We start from the raw sequence: 21181 nt of genomic DNA on the forward strand, positions 1-21181 counted from the left end.
ATTTTTTCATCGACAAAAATATAACTGAATGTTCGGTGTTCTCTATCGCCGGCTTAAGTTTGGTGAATTTAAGTATTGTTTTTTCTTTTATTCCGCCTAGTATTGACACGAGCGGCACGCTCGCGCCAGCGAGGAAAAACCGAAGGTGTTGAGTAGAAAGAGTGACTAAAATGCAAGCTTATTTGATACGTAGTTCCGAAGGCTTTTATTTAATAGGGAATTATTTCTCAATGCCGGAAGGTATTACCTTCTCCAGGAAAGAAACTACCTCGTTGAAACTGGCTTCTCCTATTTCGTTCTGATGCAACATCATCGGCATATAACCTTCAACACGATACAAGTACAATATACAGCCATCAACTATTTCGGCTTTATTAAAACCTGCCCATTCATAACGCAATTGATGCTGATAGTCCTCATAATAAAATTCATGTTCACGAAATTCCCAGATCGCCGAACCGCGCTGCTGGTCATGCTGTTCTGATATTTTGTTTACTAACGCATTGAATTTCCTTTTACCCTTCCAGTATGCATAGAAATTATGTAAACCAATCACAATGAACGCAAGCCCTACCCCAAAAAGTAAATTGACGGCAATAGTTGATGAATGGTTGAAGTTGGACAAAAAGACCAGCAAAATACCCCACGCGGCATACGCCCAACCGGACTGCCTTGTTTTTTCATTTGCTCTTTTAAAGTATAGCCGGTTTAATTCGATAAAGCGCTCCGGGTTAAATGGAATCTGAAATCTCATAAGGACTAATATATTCTATCTCTTTAACCTGCAACTACCATAACCAAGACGACCATTAGCATCATCGGTACAACAATTAACAGGCATGCAACTAAAACATTCAAAATGCTCTTCCAGAAAGGGAACCCCTGCGCCTCACTTAATCCAACAAACAATAAAATCGCATAAGGAACGATCAGGAACGCCTGGATGTAATGCGTAATCAAAAAGAAATAACCTGCAACACTGCCTGAATTAAAAGCGTTGAAGTTCGAGCCGAAAAGCGCTCCGCCAAAAATCAAAAGACGAACGATATTGATCCCCAGGAAACAGGCGACAGGTATCAGCGCAAATGAAATAACTAATAAAACCTGTTTAGGTGTCGCTGCGCCGCCAAACCATTTACCTGTAAAACTAATTGTGGCCGCCAAAATATTGGGAATGATGAGCCCGATAAGTATACCGGTACAAATGATAAAGATCAGTTTAACAGGCAAGGTATATGAATTACCGATTCCTATAGCCCTTCCGAATGAATTGGAGATTCCCGCCAGCGTAATAAATAGAAGCTGGTACTTATTTAAGTTATCTCGAAGGATGACATCAAAGGCTTTTCGTGGCCCAAATAATAGTTGAGCTATAACGCTTTTATAAGTTTCGTCCACGGGCGGTTTGGTTTAGGTTAATTAGATTTTGATAAGGTACTATCAAATATATCAGATTAAGGGATATCTACAAACCACGCCTTATTCCTATAATTTTGCCGTCTCAACGTATCATTCATTTTAGCGGTAATGAATTGCAGTATATTGAGTAACATCGCCAGTAGCTATTTACCGGAGTTTTAAACTCCTTTCTATCCGTTAATCTGTAATCTGCCTTTCTTTGGCCGCACACAAGACTACGGACAGTGAGGCCTTCTTCCATCAGTAGATTAATGTTCTCAAACTGCTTCTATAAAATTTCATAGTGCCCTTATTGAAGCTACACTAAATATTCAATTTCTCTTGTTATTATCTAGCAGGCATGCTGCTTACAATCGTCTGGATAGATCCTTAAACAAACCCGCCCCTTTCCAAAGCTCTTTATTCCCTACCACATACACCACCTCTTTAGCCCTAGTTACCGCAACATTCAGTAAATTCGGCCTTCCTCCAGCCCAAGCCCTGGCGCCATTTTGTTGCGTCATTTGCGCTCCAAGAACAAAAACTACCGCTTCAGCCTCGCGCCCTTGCACTGTATGCACCGTTCCGATTCGCTCGTAAGGCCATTTAAATGGTTCGTCAACCCAGGAATCTAATATTCGGCTGTCAATCAAAAGCCTGCGCAAATTATCCGCAACAATAACAAAAGGGGTAATAATGTATATATTCGGGTAGATTGATGCTGCTTTTAGTCTTTTAAGAACATCTATAACAATTTCACCTTCTTCAGGGCACCACTTATCTACTGCCTGTCCCTGGACATCAATCCATCTGGAAGGACCTAATAAATCTCTTATCTTAGATTGGGCGCGCTGTTTCGCAGGTACCATTAGATTACTATATGCAACTGCATTGGAGATACTAAACATTGGCTCATCGCACCGGCGATGTACTAGCAAGGGAACTCCTACTGCGCGGCTCCCTCCGTTAGTTTCAAATTCTGCAAAATATTGGGTAACGCTGTCAGCCAATGTTTGTACAGACGCTTCGGGGGCATTATACTTATCTGGGTCGGCGCCGAAGTGTTTGCAAATTCTCTTGGTCATCGTATCGGGCAAGGTCACTACTGGTTCGATTTGAATAGGATCTCCAACAACTATCGCACGCTTCGTTCGCATTAACAGACCAACTGCTGCTTGCGGTAATGCTTGCCCCGCCTCATCAATTAACGACCAACCCAGGCTGCCAGGAGGTAAATCCTCCATCATACGTCGCACAGAAGCAAACGTCGTAGAGACGCTCGGCACCACTAAAAACAAAGAAGACCACAGATCCGGAAGAAGCGATAACTTTTCCTTCTCATCGAATCTTAAGCCTCCGAGTAGCTGCGTAAAGACATTAAGGTTGTTTCTAAGTGGTTTTGCGGCAGCAGCTATAAATGCCTTGTGAAGCTTAATGGCCTTTATAAAAACATTGTCTCTCAAACTTTGAATACTATTGTCAAACCAAGGCGATGTTATATGTATTTGCTGTCTCTCTTGAGCAAAGAAACCTGTATCAATCAGGTGGCTTTTCAATCTCAGTCTAGCCTGCTCAACAGTGGTGTTTCTCGCCTTAAATAATTGATAAGTCTTTTGATAATTTTGAGCAAGTCTACCACGCGATTCCTGCCGATTTTTATATTTTTCCTCTGATGTATGTACCTGGGATTTAATTCCATTGAACTCCTTTCTTGCCAGCTTTAGTACCAGCAGATGAGTGTCGTATTCCTCCTTCCAATCTTGGTATTTTTTTGAGTTGAAAAGTCTCGAGAAAAAACTCGGACGTCTTTGAAGTAATTCTTTACCTACAGCTTCTGTCGCCTTTAATTTTCTATCTAAAACATCACGGACTTCCAATAGCTTATTTAATTCTTTCAGCACTTCTGTTTCACTTACAACAGCCACATCTAATGCTTCCTTTGCTTCTCTCTCAGCTTTGACCAACTTAGGTAAGGCCAAGACAGCCTCTCGGATGCTGTTAATTTGTTCGATTGAAGCCTTACTTTCCTCTACTGCTATTTGAAATTCATTTCTGGCGCTGTTCCAGTTGCTAATTGCTTGAACATGACTACTTGGCGCATTTTCTTCAATCACAATTCGCGGCTTTCTTGTTCCTGTAACCTTCCCCGTTTCAGGATCAATAACATCGATAAGTTGTGGTGTTCCATTGGCTTCGCCAAGGTATCTTGCTAACCCAGTATCTTCATCCCACCAAAAAGCTTGTTTGAAGCGAAAGCGATTACCGGCATTTCCTAAGACTGCTGCTATCAAACCCCAACTATCTCTCTCAAGCAGATTATCTGATAAGCTCTTAAAATAGCGCAAATCAACAGCGTCAGCAGCGATTGAATTGATACCGGGAAGTTCAGCACTAACGTTCTCTACCGCTTTGTTATTCGATGATGCAATGACCATCTCAAATCCCTTAAGGCTACTGTCTAAATTATACAAGTGCAACCATGCGGTTCCGGCCTTAAGTTTTTGTCCAGAGAAAGTGAATGCAGTTGCGGGATCATCAAATTTGCACATCTCCTCAGCTCGGTCGGAAACTAATCCTGCAACAATATCCCGCAATAATGTTGTCTTGCCGGTTCCGGGCGGACCGTTGACGGCGAGAATACCAGAATCTTTCTTAAGCGTGTTAAAAGCAAGGTTAACCGCTGCCTGCTGCAGAAGCACTAAGGGATGTCTTCCAGCTCCTGGCCATCTGGCTAGTGGGGCCATTCGCGGAGCTACAGATTCCTCTAGTTTTGCGGTGTCGTCAAGCAGGTTAATTCTTGAAGTGGGAGTTTCAACTCTTAAATATTTTTTCAGTATAGGTGGTGCTTTCTTTTCAAGAAATAATTTTCTAGCCTCAGCAAGATCACTAACAAAAAAGCTATTTAGCAAGAGCGGCTCAGGCGAGTCATTTTTATAATATTCATAGGCCCTTAAAGCAAAAGGGTTAGATTTCAAAAACTCTGGCGGAATCTTAAAGGCCTTCACGAGAGCATTTAATGTTTTGTTCAGAGCATCTAATGTAATTGCAGAAGAATTTTCGTTCTGCTGATTATAAGGTAGCAATGCTTTCATCAATTGCTCTGTAACCACCTTTTCAACCTTTGGCCAATCACCCAGAGAGGCGAGATTACCTTGAAAGGCATGATTAAGCCCCCATGCAAAGCTGGAAATCCCAATGCAACCCTCCTCTACAAGCCGTCCCTTTTGGTCAAGAACAAGCGAAGCAATGATTGCTTCTCCAGTAGCTGGCGGTCTTTCAATTCGCTCATCTGAGTATATAGGCAACAGACCGGCAATCGCCTTTTGCATATCAATGGTACCGAGAATAACATGATAAAATAGCTGATATTTTGGGCGGGATTTCTCTACCTCGCCCACCCAGGGTAACTGGTTACCTATCAAGGGAACTATCAATCTTCTATCACCACCTGCTAAATCTTCAGGCCTTTTGAAAGTCTGCGGAGAGAACACCTCTAAGGCTATCCAGCTCGATAAAACATCTTCCGGTTTATTAGCAATTACCGGTCTTTGCTGTGTTTCAAACTTGGGAATTTCAAGGTCTACATCAAGGATGAAATCGTTTATTTCAACAGGCTCAGTCTTTACTTTAGGCGCTTCCGGCTGTAATTCAAAAGAATCTTTTGTCTTTTCTGCAGAAGAATCTAAATAATCAATCGACGTTAGAACGTCCTTTGCAAGCTTATCCGCTCTGGCTGTTGTTCTATGCTCTAACTCTTCCAACAACCCTTTCAGAAAGTTCTGATCGTTGCGGTTGGATTCATACGCTGCTTCAAGTTGAACTATAGAATAATTGAAGAATGGCCTTCCCATATCTCAACTGTTTAATAATACTCCTTAATATACCCATACGCCCTATCAAACAACACCTGATCCTTGTGCAATTGGTATTTCAAAAGCGCCTGCCGTAATGATTTTTGAACCTCCCTCTCTCCTGACGAGGTTTTTTGCCATCCCACAAAACTTACAACACGAACAATAGCATCAATATCAGCAACAATGCGCTCTACTACTGCAGGCGTTTGGTCTGTTTTTAGCTCTAGAAATAATTCCGTTAACGCCGCTTTGGGTGATCTTTCCTGCACTTCAGCTTGAAGATCTTTTTCAGCCTGTACGGCTTCTTTGGCTATTTTACAAAGTTCTTTTACGAACTCGATAGAGGTTATCAGTCCTTTCTCAGCTCTATCCCGCAATTCTTCTAACAGTTCACTTAGCTTTTTAAACTTGGGGTGTTCCCCATGCTTCTTAAAGCGATTAATAAGAATTTTCTCTAATTTCTTAGCATTCTTCGGATCTGGGTTGTTGAATATATCTTCAATAACATCAGAATCTAAAATAAACTCTTCCAGGTTGTGAATGTCCCCTACGTGAATGTTATCGTGGATAAGCTTAGTAGTTTGAGCTCCTAACGTCATCCAAAGTAGTTTGCCTACATTGTCTGAAGCGGGGCGAACCGATTCAAACACCTGGGACAACCATTTATAATCGGCCTGGTATAAGTTCAGAATATTATCGGGAGAGAGCGACTCCCAAAGTTTACTCAGGTACTTATAATCGGAGGCGAAAGCATCTTTGCTCTCGTTAGTTTTTAATTTATTTTGTGCCGCTTCTAACCCTTCAAAGCCGAGCTGAGTTCTATCTACTCCTTCAAAATGCTGTAAGGTATCTCTCATAGCCTGCGGTAACTTCTCGCGCAATTCGGATAAATTGCTGATGATTTGTTTTACCGAAGCTTCATCAAATTGCAAAGCTTTAGCTGCATCGTCAAACACGCCAAAATAATCTACAATACGACCGTAGGTTTTATTGGGGAATAATCTATTGGTTCTGCAAATGGCCTGAAGAAGTGTATGGTCCTTTATCGACTTGTCTAAATACATGGTTTGTAAAATAGGCGAATCAAAACCCGTTAGCAATTTGGCGGTAACAATAAGAAACTGCAAATCTGAAATGGGATCGTTAAATTCATCTACAATTCGCTCTTGCTGCGATTTATCAACCCCCCATTTCTGCTTGAACTCAAAAGTATCATTGGCGGTGGTAGAGATGACTACTTTGCTGGCTTCTACCGGAAAGTATTTATCTAACTCCTCTTTGTATTGTATACACGCATGACGATCCGGTGTTACCACCATGGCTTTAAAACCATGTGGTGCTACTTTCTCATTGAAATGAACGGATATGTCTTTTACAATTTTAGCTACCCGCTCTGGCGATTTTAAAAAGGCCGCCATTTTTGCGGATTTCCTATTTAAAGCATCCGCTTCCTCATCGGTAAGGGCCGTTTCTTCTTTAAAGTCCGCAAAAAGTTTATCAATCGTTTCTTTGTCTACATGCACATCTAACATGCGGGGCTCGAAATGTAAAGGCAAGGTGGCTCCGTCGCGAATAGAATCCTGAAAAGTATAGCGGGATAAATATCCACCTTCGTCCTCCTCAGAACCGAATGCCCAAAAGGTATTTTTGTCTGCTTTATTTACAGGCGTACCTGTTAGTCCAAACAGAAAAGCATTGGGTAATGCCGCCCGCATTTGTCTGCCTAAATCACCTTCTTGCGTACGATGTGCCTCGTCTACCAGCACAATGATATTCTCACGGGTATTCATATTGGGTTTGGCATCCCGGAATTTGTGAATCATGGACACGATAATCTTACGGGTATCGCGTTCCAGCATACCTTGCAATTCCCGGATGTTGTCGGTAGTTTCTACATTGGCGATATCAGCTGCGTTAAAAGTGCCGCTGATCTGAGTATCTAAATCAGTACGGTCAACCAGGATGATCACCGTTGGACTTTTTAATTCCGGAGTCCTTCTCAGCTTCTGTGCTGCAAATACCATTAGGAAAGACTTTCCAGATCCTTGAAAATGCCAGATCAAACCTTTTTTAATCTCCCCTTCTTTTACCCGCTCTACAATTTTATTAGCGCCTTCGTATTGCTGAAAGCGTGGAATAATTTTTATTCTGCGTTTCTTTTTATCTGTTGAAAAAAGTGAGAAGTTGCGCATGATGTCCAGCAATCGTATTGGACTTAACAAGTTCGACAACTCTTTTCCTACTTCTCCTAAACCTAATCTTTTGGCAAGCGCATCTTCATCATTTTCCAAACGCCAGGGTGCCCAGAATTCTAACGGACATCTTATAGAACCATAGTACAATTCTTTTCCTTCTGTAGCAAAAGATAATATATTAGGTACAAATAGTTGCGGTACGGCATTTTCGTAAACGTTGTGTATTTCATACGCCCCATCTAACCAACTTACCGAAGGGCGAATAGCTGTTTTTGCCTCTCCTACAACAACCGGAATTCCGTTGATCATCATCACGATATCAGGAATCTTGGTTTCGCGGTGATGGATGCGGTATTGGTTGGTGACTACATAGCGATTATCGGAAAGGTTTTCAAAATCGATGAGGCGTACCGGTACATGGCGACTATTCTCTCCAAAAGGCATAGTTTTTTCACCTGTCATCCATTTAAAGAACTCTTCATTGGCTATTACCAAGCCTACTTGATTGACCGCAATTAGTACTGCTCTTAGTTTATAAATGACTTCATCTCCCAAATCAGGATTGACAGCAATTTCAGGGTTCAAGCGAATCAATGCATCTTTGAGTTCAGTTTCTATCAATACTTCATTTACGCTTCGATGGATATCGTTGGCCGATTGATAGACCCATTGCGCCCCGTAGGCAGCTTTAGGTTCCTGGACTACATTACTATTAAAATTCACCCCGCTGAGTTGGTGAATAATGTAATGTTCTATGCTATTGAGTTCGTTAAATCCCATACTTAAAAGATTTGTTTGATAAGACTTTTTTGAAGGGCTTTTGAGTTGGAAATTTTCACTTTTACTTCGTCAATATTATTTTCTATTGTCTTACAATATTCACCTGCATAATATTGCTCGGTTAAACTAGGTAGAATGATTTGTAATTTAAGTAGACTTTCAATTTGAACTGCAGCTTGACCAATCCATTTTGTACAGATCCTTTCGAATAAACCAATATCAAAATGAAATTTCAACCACAGGTATAAAAATTTCTGTGTGATGATTTCTTCATTTGCTCTGAGTCGTGTAAAATGATTACTGAAGCAAAATTTTTCGATCTCCTTAGTGGCGACAATACTTTTCCCGACCAAATCTTCACTATTTGTATTGCAAAAAAGGACATCATCGATTTTAATGGTATATTTTTTAATATTATTTCTTGACGGAATCATTGCAATTTTATCTAAATTGATTCTACCTTCTCTTGTTACATTATTCATTCGAAGCTGCGGGATACCAGTATCGTCTCGTTGTCCTTCAGCAAAACCATTTTGAGAATTGAAATAACATCAGATAACTTCATTGTTTTCCAGCCGATAGGAAATTCACGATTTTCCCATTTAGTTTGAAAAAGAGATTTGCACTTTAAAATATTTTTATTCGAAACTCTATTAATATGCGATGTAAATACTTGCCATATGAATGAATTAATATTTGTTTCTAATTGCTTTAGCAGCCCGTCCTCTTTTTCAATAACATCATACATAGCCCAAAGCAATTCAGCTAGTTTGACTTGTTGGTCTTTGGGGGGAAGGAGGAATTCTTGCTTAGCAAGTACTTTCCAATTAATCGTTGGTGAGAGAGACCCAACCGATATTTCTATTGCTTTTTCCCAAAACATTTCAGACAATAAAAAGAAAGGAAGAAATTCAGGTAATACATTTTTAGGTTTTGGTCTCAAAACCATCGAATGAGCGGAAGCAACTGCATCAAAATCGGCAATAGATACACGTTTAAGATATGCATTTCGTTTGGCAAAAATTAAATCGCCTTTATAAATCTTTAATTTGTCGCCAATTAAAGAAGCTGTTTTTCCAAACCGTTTAATTTTCAGAGAACCAGAATCTAAATGTTCCAAACCGATATAATGTTCCAAACCTGAGTCCTGTGGCACAACTTTCTCTACAATGTTTTCAACCAGATCAGAAAATTTCCATTTAACCCATTTAGCTTTATCTGTCTTGTTCTCGATCGCTTTCGTTATATTCATTTCCAATACCTCATTCATAGAATTTCAAATAATTGGTTTATTGACTTCTTTAGCACGTCTCCTGAATCTATCCATTTGATATATGCTTCTGACGGCTCTAAAATGGTTTCATTTGAAACACCTTTTATATATAGGGGGATATTCAAACTTGATTCTTTTTCTATTATCTCATCCAAGTTGGCCACATAAGTAAACTTATCTTCAATCTTGAAATCAAAATAAGCTTTATATATTTTAGAAATATGCTCAGGAAGCAAATAACTAATGGTTTTCTCTTTTTTTAATTCTTCTCTCGCATCAATAAACAATACGTTTCCTTTGCGGCTTTCTGATTTATTATTATTCGTGATTAGTAAACATGATTCCATAATTGAATTATAAAAAAGGTTCTTACCTAAAGCAATGACGCATTCTACCAAATCTTCTTTAATCATTTTCTGTCTCATATCTCTTTCAGAATCTCTAAATAAAACTCCATAGGGCCATAAAACACAAGAACGTCCATTCTGCTCATCTAAACTCTTTTGAATATGCTGCTGAAAAGCGTAATCGGCACAACCTTGTGGAGGTACGCCCCAAAGGTTACGTCCGTAAGGGTCGTTGGTAAAGGCCTTTTGGTCCCAAGCTTTAATGGAGTAAGGAGGATTGGCCAAAATGACATTGAACTTTTTCAGTTCATCATTTTCCAAAAATGCAGGGTTAGCCAAGGTATCCCCCCGTACGATGCTAAACTCCTCAATGCCGTGCATAAACATGTTCATGCGGGCAATGGCCGAGGTAAGAAGGTTGACTTCTTGCCCGTATAATTTTAAGGTGCGGTATTCCTTGCCTTCTTCCTTTAAATGTAAAGCGCAGTTCAACAACAAACCACCCGATCCGCAGGTAGGGTCATACACACTTTCCCCAGGTTGTGGGTCCATGATCATGGTCATGAGTGTTACCACGGTGCGATTGGTATAAAACTCTGCTGCTGTATGTCCGCTGTCGTCTGCAAATTTCTTAATCAAGTATTCGTAAGCATTGCCCAATTTATCATCTGCCACATTACTTAAACTCAATTTATGTTGGGAGTAATGTTCAATGAGGTTGGTGAGTGTTTCATCACTCAGGCGGTTTTTATTGGTCCAGCTAGCATCGCCAAAAATCCCGTAAAGCGTGCCGGGATTAGCCTTTTCAATAGCACGCATAGCATCCTGCAATGCCACACCTACATTTACTGTTGTTTCTCTTACGTCATTCCAATGGGCACCTTCGGGCACCTGGAAATGGTGATGCTCGGCAAAGGCAGCATATTCCATATCACCTTCGCTCTCAGCCATGGCCTTTTCAAATTCTTCATCATATACATCGCAAATGCGCTTGAAGAACAGTAGCGGGAAGATGTACTGCTTGTAATCTCCTGCATCTATGGTTCCACGTAAGGCGGTTGCCGCACCCCAAAGGTATTTTTCGAGTTGTTGTTGGGTCATGAAATAAATTCCTTTAAAATATTTTTAAACTTCTCCTCTGCTTTCAGGCTTTCATCCCATGCAATTTTTAAATCAGCTAATGCTTCTTCTACCGACGGCAGATTGTCTTCAATTATTTTTTCCACATACAGTGGTATGTTCAAATTGAAGTCGTTTTCTTTCAGATCGTCTATAGAAGCAAGCTTTACATGATTTTCTACATCATTAAAATCCTGATACCATTTAAAAATCTGTTCCACATGCTCTTTGTCGAGGAAATTTTGCGCCCTGCCCACACGCACTTGTTCAGAGGCGTCAATGAAAAGGATCTTTCCTTTTTTAGCTTCCTCCTTGTTTTGTTTGAATACCATAACACAGGCAGCTAGTTGCGTACCGTAGAAGATGTTAGGCCCAAGACCAATTACGGCTTCTAACATATCCTGTCTTACCAAGGCTTCACGAATAGTGCCTTCAGCACCTTTTCTGAATAATGCTCCATGCGGTAAAACTACCGTCATGCGCCCTGTGCTATTCATTGATTTAATCATGTGCTGCACCCAAGCCATGTCCCCATTGCTTTTGGGAGGAACTCCGGCTATGTTTCTGCCAAAAGGGTCTTTGATCCAATTTTCGGCTCCCCAATCATCTAATGAAAAAGGTGGATTGGCAATCACGCAGTCAAAAGTTTTTAATCCATCCGCTTCAAAAAAGGCTGGATTGCGTAGCGTATCGCCTCTGTATATTTGAAAATCTTCAATACCATGCAAAAACATATTCATTCGGGCAATGGAACTGGATGTCAGGTTTTTCTCCTGACCGAAAAGTTTTAAGGTACGGTAGTCCTCATCATTGTGTTTTAAATGGTCAACACACTCTAATAACATACCTCCGGTACCACAAGCCGGGTCATAAATAGTTTCTCCTTCATGAGGATCAAGAATAAGACCCAATAAATGAACTATGGAACGTGGAGTGTAGAATTCTCCCGCTTTCTTGTTCGTTAAATCAGCAAAATGTTTGATCAAGTATTCGTATGAGCTACCCAACAAATCAGCATCTACATTGCTGTTGCATAAATCATATCGGGAGAAATGCTCGATCAAATCAATTAAAAGGCGATCCGATAATTTGTTCTTATTGCTCCATTGGGCATCACCAAAAATCCCGTACAAGAATTCCTGGTTGGCTTGTTCAATCCCTCTTAAAGCTTTTTCGATAGCTAAGCCAACGTTTGTCGTCGTTTCGCGAACATCTTTCCAATGGCAATCTTCCGGAATTACAAAGCGGTGGAACTCGGGAAGATTGGCGTACTCACTGTCACCATCAGACTCTTCCAAAGCATCGCGATATTCCTCATCGTAAACATCTGATATCCGCTTAAAAAACAATAATGGGAATATATACACTTTAAAGTCAGAAGCGTCTACAGGTCCCTTTAGAATCCAGGCGGCTTTAGATAAGTATTGTTCGAGTTGGGACAGGCTTAGAGTTTTATTTATCATGTTTCTAAATCATATAGCGACGAGCAAAGAAATTAATCAATGTGCATCTTATCCATTTAATTATTGGCGCAATATTACTGAGTTTTTACTTATCAACGCGTCTATTGAAATACCATAGTGACCAGCAAAGTCCGGCGGACAAGCTGAGCAATACGCACTCCGGTACATCTACCAAAATGACTGTTTAGGTTAAGCTCCGGGCTATGATGACTGGAAAACCCTAAATTGAATAAGGAAAAAGAAATAAGTATTAAAGTGTAAACAAACTTCATTCAGGTTGTATTGGCTGCTGAGCTCTCCCAAATATGTATTTCATAGAAACAACGCTCACGCACCAGTCTTCGAGAACCTCAGACTGACCTGCGGCGTAAGAAGTAGATTTTGCAAATATGTCAAATTGATATTTAATTCTGGTGATGTAAAACACCCTTTTTTCTTCCCGTTTAATCACCCTTTTTTCACAGGTGTTTTGGGACTAAATACACCTACGATAAATGGCCAGCGTACGAATAAGCGTTATAGAATACAGAAATTATTTACTTGGTTTCCTATTGCGCTTGGCATGATGATAGTAGCAATCAATCATCTAATATCCCATAACTGAGGAATTGGATGTGCAATATAAATGGAAGTGCTGATGAACGCGGGGATCCTTCACTCGCCTTCACAAAAGCCAATTACACATCGTTCAGGATGACAGCAATCACCCACCTAACCCCCCTCAAGGGAGGAATTCGGACATTGCTGTTAAAATAAGCATTCAACGTACCTATTTTAGATCTTCATTTTGCGACTACTTAAAGTACTGCCTGTCTAAAAAAAGCAGACACGAATTAGATTTTATCTCTGCGTTTCACGCGGAATGCCCCCTCTATATCGTAGAGCTTTTTATCTGTACGATATCCGAAATCGGTGAACTTAAACACCTTTCCCGAGAAACTGCCTTCAACGATTTCTGATGTGCTTTTTTGAATATGTACCGTCATCTTTGCTCCCGGAGTATCCCGCCCAACGGAATACCTGACTTGCGATTCTATCCCTGTAGGTTCATCCCATAGAGAAAAACCGGTGTGACTTCCGTCTATTAAGTAATCACCTTCGTTTATGGAAGAGAAATTAAATTGCGAATAAGCGCCGCGCCGTCCCTGGAGGTCGCCAAAACCCACTCCGGCAGAGCTTTGATCGCCACCACCGATATATATATCCATCCATTTAGTTCTGCTGTATCCCGTTGCCAAAGAACTACTGAATCGCGATTTTCAACCCGGTACTTGAAAAAATAGGCTTTGGTTGGTCCCGGGTCGTGGTTTTTTATCGGGCGCCGGCTTTTCGTCTTTCCTGCATGCGAATACCGACATGATTAAAAGCACGGCAAGGATATTCCCTAAGGTTATTGAACTTTGTTCTGCGAAGTGTTAAGCGCAGCGTCACTTCGCGATTTATATAGATAAAGGTCTCTGACCTTGTTGGTTGTAGAGATGCTGTGATTTGAGATAAATGTGTCAGAGACACAGATTTATTATACACTTTTAAGTCGCCCTGCGGAAGACTTAAAAGAACCTGAGACTTAAAAAAACCTTTGTTCTGCGAAGTGTTAAGCGCAGTGCCACTTCGCAGTTAAAATAGATAAAGGTCTCTGACCTTGTTGGTTGTAGAGATACTGTGATTTGGGGATAAATGTGTCAGAGACACAGATTTATTAAATTCTTTTAAGTCGCCCTGCGGAAGACTTAAAAGAACCTGAGAATTAAAAGAACCTTTGTTCTGCGAAGTGTTAAGCGCAGCGTCACTTCGCGGTTAAAATAGATAAAGGTCTCTGACCTTGTTGGTTATAAAGATGCTGTGATTTGAGATAAATGTGTCAGAGACACAGATTTATTACACACTTTTAAGTCGCCCTGCGGAAGACTTAAAAGAACCTGAGTTAAAAGAACCTTTGTTCTGCGAAGTGTTAAGCGTAGTGTCACTTCGCAGTTAAAATCGATAAAGGTCTCTGACCTTGTTGGTTGTAGAAATAGTGTGATTTGGGATAAATGTGTCAGAGGCACAGATTTATTAAGTTCTTTTAAGTCGCCCTGCGGAAGACTTAAAAGAACCAACGTATCCCTTTGCCAAAGAACTACTGAATCGACAGGTAGGCGTATACCTTTTCGGCCTCCTCCGAACCGACTTCCATCCGCACGAGCATTTCTTCCATATCCAGCTCCCCGGGAGTACCCGTTTTGATTCCCAGGAAAGGAGGCATGATCAAACGAAAAAAGGCCACCCAGGGCGACCTTTTACTAGTATCATTTCTTAAACATCTGTAACTGGCCTGGCCAATCAGCCGATGTCTGAATCCTGATAATTACTGCACGGTTGTAACCGTTGCCTGGAACGAGCCTTCCGAAAATGTTTTGGTAGCGCCCGCTTCGTTTTTGGCAGTGAACTCAAAGGTTCCGGAAATCAGCTTATCCGTAGACGACGTGATTTTCACGGTTCCTGAAACGCTGTCGTAGGATTGTGATTTCGCTATGTCAGCTAAATAAACACCTGTCGCCGCGTTGCCTTCGAAGCTCGGCTGGTCTTCGGTAAGCACCTTGTATTCGCCGACTTTAGAATCGGTTAACATCAAAGCGACACCTTCATTGGTGCTGAACTGGCCTTGTATAGTTAATGCTGTAACGCCAGCGACTTTCATTACACCGGCCACAACAGGCCCCGTGCTGTTTTTCTTTTGCCCGTCGATTTTAACGCTCAGGTAAGGACTATCAGCCGGTTTGTCGTCGTCGCTTTTCTTGCAAGACGCCAGTGAAAGTGTACAGGCGATGAACAATGCCAGTAATTTAACAGAAGGATTTAGGGTAAACATTTTCATATTCATAATAAGATTTAGTTTTATACCGCTAAAGTATTACTTATAACTTAAAAACCAAGCGCTGTAAAACACCTTTTTTATTACCGTTAAATAACCCATTTTATTCCGGGTGTTTTACGACATTAAATCTCGCCCGTCATTTAAAAGAGCGGAAGCAGGGAGCGACTGAGGAATCCAATCAAACTTTAGAAAGATTTCTCCTAACGTCGAAATGACGGTTATGTATCCGGGTTGAAATGACGGTTATGCCCTCTGTTCTGTGAAGTGTTAAGAGCAGCGTCTCTTCGCGGTTTAAAGTAGACAGAAGTCTCTGACCTCGGTATATATTGCTAAAAATCTCTGTTCTGCGAAGTGTTAAGCGCAGCGTCACTTCGCGGTTTAAAATAAATAGAGGTCTCTGACCTCTTGACCCGGCTAATCCTTATCTTTTTTGCATGCCGCCATAGTAAATACTATGAGCACAAGGACAGATAGCCGTTGAATTAGCTACCACTCATTGTGATTGGTTTTGCGAATCTTGATAAAGATGTAAGGTGACGAAATTATACTGACGTGAAATTTCAGCTTCTGTATCGGGCTTTTCCTTATAAACTCAATGTACTTTTACTGTAAGGAAGCAGGACGGAGTCCTGTTATAGGGCAATCGTTAGAGCGCTGTGCCAACCTCTTAAACGGAAAGGAGTTACCAAACGATCGTTACTCATTATGACGGTGCCAGCCACCTGCATAAGCTCTCGCCCTTACATATCCGGAATATTCGGCTCGACCAGCTTTTTCAGCTTTTCAAGGCATTCCTGCCAGCCTAAGTAGCACTGTTCGGCGGGGATCACAGAAGGAATATTTTCCTGGAAGATTTTAATCTCAGTGCCAACAGATACTTCTTTTAGCCAGACTGTAGTAGGCATTTCTCCGGGCAGGCTGGGATCGTCAAAACGGTCGGTGTATTTGATCAGTTCTCCTGGCTTAAGTTCCAGGTACTCACCGCCGAAAGAATGACTGTTCCCGGTCGTAAAATTGGTAAATGACATTTTGAAGCTGCCGCCCTCACGCACATCCATTTGCTGAACGGTACAATAAAATCCAAACGGCGGAAGCCAGGAGGCGATCGCACCGGCATCGGTAAAGGCGCGGTAGATTTTTTCCGGAGTCGCGGTCAGTACGCGGTGCAAGGAAACACTGTTATTTTCCATATTATATGTTTTTTAGGTTTATTGATAGTTTGTTGATGTATAAATATCGCTAATAAATCGCTTGGTCTGATCTGGACTGTGATGTTGTCCGACGTAAAATGCTTAAAAAGGAATTGACTAGTACGAATCACCCACCTAACCTCCCGTCAAGTGAGGAACCAGACAGTGCAGAAAACGCAGGTGGCAGTGCTCGATCAACAATACTCGCCGGCAGTCCCGCCATACTTTCAGATCTATGCATTTATTGCACTTAACGGGCCACATTCTTAATCCTGGAATATCAGGCAATACGGGGCTTTTCGGCATTTCTGCGTTGGGAAAGATCCAACTCAACCCTGTAAGTTATTAAAGAGGTAGAGAAGCACTAATGGTTTCATAGCCGAACGGCAAAAACAAATGCAGATGCGTTCAGTTTTAATTCTACATCGGTCTCATTTATACCCATGAAAAACGCTCTCACAACCATTTTGTTCCTGCTGGGAACATCAGCAGTCTTTTGCCAGAAAACGGAAACTTCCGGATGGTTTTTTCTAACGCATACGCAGGAGCTCAATAAGCGATTTGATATTCTCGCCGACGTCCAGGCGCGTTCATCCGATCAGTTTAAACATTTTAACACGCTTTTGCTTAGAACTGCTCTTCAGTATAAGATCACAAAGGTGCATGCACTTGCTCTCGGCTATGCCTGGAAAGGCGACTGGCTTCACGAAAATGCAACGCCAAGCTATGAGTTCGAGAACCGCATCTATGAGCAATATCTGGCCGCTTTTGACCTTGGAAAGATTGAAACAAATGTTCGTCTCAGGCTTGAGCAGCGTTTTATCCACCAGGATATGAAAACAAGCTTCACACAGCGATTCAGGACATTCTTAAGCTTTCAGATTCCGGTTTTTGCCAACGCCGGATTCACAGAAGGTGTGTACGCCGGTTTGCAGAACGAGCTGTTTTTAAATGTTCAGAACAAAGAAAAAGCAAGCGGTAGTCTGACAGATCAAAACAGGTTGTTTGGCTCTGTCGGTTACCGTTTCAGTAAAAGCATCGACGCCGAACTGGGTTATATGTACTGGTATTTAAAAGAAGAAGATGAAGATTTCAGGAATAACGTTATCCAGTTAATGATAACGACGAAATTCTGAACAGGTAATTTATCGTATACACCCATCAGACGGCTATAAGCGCCCTTCAAGAAGCCGTCAGACGGGTACATATCGAAGTGACTGAATCCCTCGTCAAATTGAGGCGGAATAAAAACGAACGGTCCTGTGCAACAGACCCTTCGGGGCGAAATATGCGATTGACTTCGTAATGTCTATGCTTCGAGACAATGACCATAAGATTACGGTCCGCGATACCAACGGCCGTCAGTCTGAGGCTCTCGAAGACTGGTGCGTTGGGCGACCGGATTTCCGTTCGCTTCCTCTATGCTTCGAGCGCCTCAGCATGACGGAAGCGTAAGAAAAACGAAAGAGCATCCGGGTCAGTCTGAGGTTCTCGAAGACTGGTGTGGTGGCAACGTTACGGTTTATACCGTTCACTCAATTCAGGCAAACTCGCCCAATCGCCTCTTATCAAGGCCTCTTTTTTCTGACGTCGCCAACCCTTCAGTTGCTTTTCAAAAGCAATTGCAGATACCGGATCATTAAAGTGTTCTGTAAATACTAACTCTACCGGCCTTCTCTTGAATGTATAAGCCTTGGGGTTATAACCTGTTTGATGCTCTTGAAGTCTCCGCTCAATATCGTTAGTAATCCCTGTATAAAATTGACCATCATTACATCTTAAGATATAAACAGTGTAAGTATCAATTGCATTTGACATCGAATTAAATGTAGTAAATCCGCATGCATTAAGCAACCGGGTGGGCCGTCAGTCTGAGGCTCTCGAAGACTGGTGCGCAGCCATGTGAGATTGGACTTCGTAACGTCCTTGCTTCGAGCGCCTCAGCATGACTATAGATTACGGTCCGCGATACCAAAGGCCGTCAATCTAAGGCTCTCGAAGACTGGTGCGTAGAAATGTGCGATTGAACTTCGTAACGTCTATGCTTCGAGCGCCTCAGCATGACAAAGTATTTCGATTATGTAATGCCCTGGTTGTCAGTCTGAGGCTCTCGAAGACTGGTGTGTAGGAATGTGCGATTGAACTTCGTAACGTCTATGCTTCGAGTGCCTCAGCATGACAAAGTATTTCGATTGTGTAGTGCCCGGGGTGTCAGTCTGAGGCTCTCGAAGACTGTGCGTTGGGCGACCGGGTTTCCGTTCGCTTCCTCTATGCTTCGAGCGCCTCAGCATGACAAAGTATTTCGGTTCTGTAAATGCCGGCCGTCAGTCTGAGGCTCTCGAAGACTGGTGAGTAGGAATGTTCGATTGAGCTTCGTAACGTCTATGCTTCGAGCGCCTCAGCATGACAAGGAATTTCGATTCTGTAATGCCGAGGGTCAGTCTGAGGCTCTCGAAGACTGGCGCGTAGGAATGTGCGATTGAACTTCGTAACGTCTATGCTTCGAGCGCCTCAGCATGACAAGATATTTCGATTCTGTAATACCGGGGGTCAGTCTTAGTATTTGAGGTACGTTCATAGATCATTTCTGTCATTCTGACGAAGGAAGAATCTCCGCGTTCTTTTGCACAAGTTTCCGTCATTACGAGCCGGCGCCCGGGTCATGTTTGCCGTGGCTTGTCAATTTTAATCAACCGGAGTTAAACTCCCGTCCACCCAAACAATTCCTGACCTGTCATTCTCTAACCAGGTACAATTCTACTGACAGTTTGGGCGGTATGGCATTTAAACAAATAAAGGATTATTTTTTTTAATTATCAGCTATAGCAACTTTAAAGACAATTTTTCGTAAAATTGATCTAACCTTATCACATGCAAAACGTATCTCGCCGTATATCTCAGTATATACTTTTCATTTTTGGTATAACAATTTTTTATGCCTGCCAGCCTTCCGAAGAAAGACCTAATGACAAAGATTTACCGGCAATTATCGTCACCGGAATTCATGACGGCGACAGTATAAGAAACATCGTCAATTTACAGGTTGAAGCGAAAGACAATTCAGGCATAAAAAAGATTGAGCTTTACTTTAAAGATTCGCTTCTCTTTTCAACCGATTCTGCTTCGTTCCGCTATAAATTTAACTCGACTAAGTTTGCCGACGGGGAATATGCAGTTAAAGCAATGGCTTATGATAAGTATGATAATAAACAGGAGTTGTTTACGAAAGTTATTATCGACAATGCCCTGATAACATTAAGAAACTTTCCCGGCAAAATCTTTGATTATCAGTACTGGTACGTAATTACTGATAGTGCCGGGCAAATATTAAATTCCATTAAATGTCCTGACAACGCGGTTTCTGAAATAAAAATAGCACCGAAAGAACCTTTTTACGGCAAAACATTTAATGTATATCAGATTTTAAAATATAACCGCATTAATATTTCAGCTTATCTCGATTTAAAAAAAGGCGCTGTTTATAATTTGTCGGATAAAACACCCATTATTTCTCACCCGTATATCGGACCAATATCCTTAAATTTTAAAAATATACTGCCTTTTGACCGCCTGACTTATTCTGGAAATAGTGGCGGAACCAGTATAACTTCATTAAAAGATACGGCTGAAAGGAAATCATATTTCTCTGAAGGAAGCAAGTTATTCGTCCAGGTCGAGAGAAATGGCGTAGGATATTACAACTTTTATGATGTATCCGTCAGGTCAAAATCGCTTGACGTAGACATGAGCCTATGTAACAAGATTTCGGAGCGAAAAACTATTAAAGCCCCGGGCCTGGATGTATACTTTGCTACTCTTTCCGGAAAACCTGAACTCGGCTATGAAAACTACTATATGCTCAATTATGTTGCTATCCCGGATATCAGCCCGGATCCAACGAAGCCATATCAAACCAATTTAAACAGGGAGGAAGTCACCTTTTTTTATCCGAAAGAATCAATTGTTCAATACCAAACCTGGGTACAATACCATATGAACGAATGGCACGGCATTAACAATTATAAAGGCGATATTCCATCAGCCGTTAAGCCAATAGATTTTAACATGGAATTTAAAAATACGAGCATTTATAACCTTCAGCTTCCATATACCGGAAATGTAAGTTATCAATATGCTTATTTCAGCGATCCCGATAACCGAAAAAATATATACATCTACAGTCATTCAACATTGACAAATTACAAGTTTCCCGACTTAAGTAGTGTAACTGAAATTCCTGCGGACTTGCCAGGATTTAAATTAAAATCAATTAATATTTTTAAAATCGAAACCCTTTTTCCAAATACAATTCCATATCCTCAGCAGATGGATGGGAGATCGGTAATTAAAGAAGCATCCTGGATGTCCAGACAGTTTTAAATGGGTAACGGTCGACAAACCTCGTCACGCCGATGGTGGTATAATTTCATATAAATCAATATGCGATGACGTTTAATTCTGGTAATTCGGCGGAGTGTTCTTACTAATTGAACTCCCCTGCTTTAAGCTTAAGGGCTGACAATGTAAGGGTTAGCTCAAATCCTTCTATGACAGAAGGTTTTAAGTTCACCTCAGCATTCTATGCTTTCTGCGAGGCCTTTTCTTCGTAACTGCTTTGGCTTTTATGCACCCCGTTCTACGACGTCTCAAAGACTGGTGCGGTGGAATGTGCGATCAAACGTAGTAACGTCTATGCTTCGAAAAC

The 21181-nt window shown here is 41.4% G+C and carries 15 protein-coding genes; 2 read left to right on the forward strand and 13 right to left on the reverse strand.

What is annotated here, in order from left to right; all coding sequences use genetic code 11:
• Positions 1-220 precede the first annotated feature (220 nt).
• The 12 genes from GS399_RS11075 to GS399_RS11125 form a co-directional block, all read right to left on the reverse strand.
• The gene (locus GS399_RS11075; RefSeq protein ID WP_160844682.1) at positions 221-754 is read right to left on the reverse strand and encodes a hypothetical protein; all 534 of its coding nucleotides are present in this window, start codon (positions 752-754) and stop codon (positions 221-223) included.
• A 23-nt stretch (positions 755-777) separates the two neighbouring features.
• Complete coding sequence (locus GS399_RS11080; RefSeq protein ID WP_160844683.1) at positions 778-1398, reverse strand: YIP1 family protein; 621 nt, start codon at positions 1396-1398, stop codon at positions 778-780.
• Positions 1399-1766: 368 nt separating this feature from the next.
• Entirely contained in the window at positions 1767-5249 is a 3483-nt protein-coding gene (locus tag GS399_RS11085) for a DEAD/DEAH box helicase (RefSeq protein WP_160844684.1), read from the reverse strand.
• A gap of 11 nt (positions 5250-5260) precedes the next feature.
• Positions 5261-8227 (reverse strand): type I restriction endonuclease subunit R, encoded by a 2967-nt coding sequence (locus GS399_RS11090; RefSeq protein WP_160844685.1) that lies wholly within the window; start codon positions 8225-8227, stop codon positions 5261-5263.
• Positions 8228-8229: 2 nt separating this feature from the next.
• Complete coding sequence (locus GS399_RS11095; RefSeq protein WP_160844686.1) at positions 8230-8709, reverse strand: restriction endonuclease subunit S; 480 nt, start codon at positions 8707-8709, stop codon at positions 8230-8232.
• On the reverse strand, positions 8706-9497 hold the full coding sequence (locus GS399_RS11100; protein WP_160844687.1) for a restriction endonuclease subunit S: 792 nt from the start codon (positions 9495-9497) through the stop codon (positions 8706-8708). The genes GS399_RS11095 and GS399_RS11100 overlap by 4 nt, the downstream gene beginning before the upstream one ends.
• Positions 9494-10948 (reverse strand): type I restriction-modification system subunit M, encoded by a 1455-nt coding sequence (locus GS399_RS11105; RefSeq protein WP_160844688.1) that lies wholly within the window; start codon positions 10946-10948, stop codon positions 9494-9496. The genes GS399_RS11100 and GS399_RS11105 overlap by 4 nt, the downstream gene beginning before the upstream one ends.
• The gene (locus GS399_RS11110; RefSeq protein WP_160844689.1) at positions 10945-12429 is read right to left on the reverse strand and encodes a type I restriction-modification system subunit M; all 1485 of its coding nucleotides are present in this window, start codon (positions 12427-12429) and stop codon (positions 10945-10947) included. Before GS399_RS11110 ends, GS399_RS11105 begins: the two co-directional genes overlap by 4 nt.
• A gap of 833 nt (positions 12430-13262) precedes the next feature.
• Complete coding sequence (locus GS399_RS11115; RefSeq protein ID WP_160844690.1) at positions 13263-13637, reverse strand: hypothetical protein; 375 nt, start codon at positions 13635-13637, stop codon at positions 13263-13265.
• 911 nt (positions 13638-14548) lie between these two features.
• Positions 14549-14674, reverse strand: coding sequence for a hypothetical protein (locus tag GS399_RS20985; RefSeq protein ID WP_255491640.1), 126 nt, complete (start codon positions 14672-14674; stop codon positions 14549-14551).
• A gap of 102 nt (positions 14675-14776) precedes the next feature.
• Positions 14777-15286: a DUF6252 domain-containing protein gene (locus tag GS399_RS11120; protein ID WP_160844691.1), complete on the reverse strand. Its 510-nt coding sequence runs from the start codon at positions 15284-15286 to the stop codon at positions 14777-14779.
• A gap of 740 nt (positions 15287-16026) precedes the next feature.
• The gene (locus GS399_RS11125) at positions 16027-16476 is read right to left on the reverse strand and encodes an SRPBCC family protein (protein WP_160844692.1); all 450 of its coding nucleotides are present in this window, start codon (positions 16474-16476) and stop codon (positions 16027-16029) included.
• A 443-nt stretch (positions 16477-16919) separates the two neighbouring features.
• On the opposite strand from GS399_RS11125, the gene GS399_RS11130 reads away from it, so the two are divergent.
• On the forward strand, positions 16920-17612 hold the full coding sequence (locus GS399_RS11130) for a DUF2490 domain-containing protein (protein WP_160844693.1): 693 nt from the start codon (positions 16920-16922) through the stop codon (positions 17610-17612).
• Between the two features lie 379 nt (positions 17613-17991).
• On the opposite strand, the gene GS399_RS11135 is transcribed toward GS399_RS11130, so the two are convergent.
• A complete protein-coding gene (locus GS399_RS11135; RefSeq protein WP_160844694.1) occupies positions 17992-18294 on the reverse strand; it encodes a GIY-YIG nuclease family protein in 303 nt (100 codons plus the stop codon).
• 1053 nt (positions 18295-19347) lie between these two features.
• Between GS399_RS11135 and GS399_RS11140 the strand changes: the two genes are divergently transcribed.
• Positions 19348-20856, forward strand: a complete 1509-nt coding sequence (locus GS399_RS11140) for an Ig-like domain-containing protein (RefSeq protein ID WP_160844695.1) — start codon at positions 19348-19350, stop codon at positions 20854-20856.
• The last annotated feature ends 325 nt before the right edge of the window (positions 20857-21181 follow it).

It is taken from the genome of Hufsiella arboris (assembly GCF_009834875.1).
GTDB classification, from domain to species: domain Bacteria; phylum Bacteroidota; class Bacteroidia; order Sphingobacteriales; family Sphingobacteriaceae; genus Hufsiella_A; species Hufsiella_A arboris.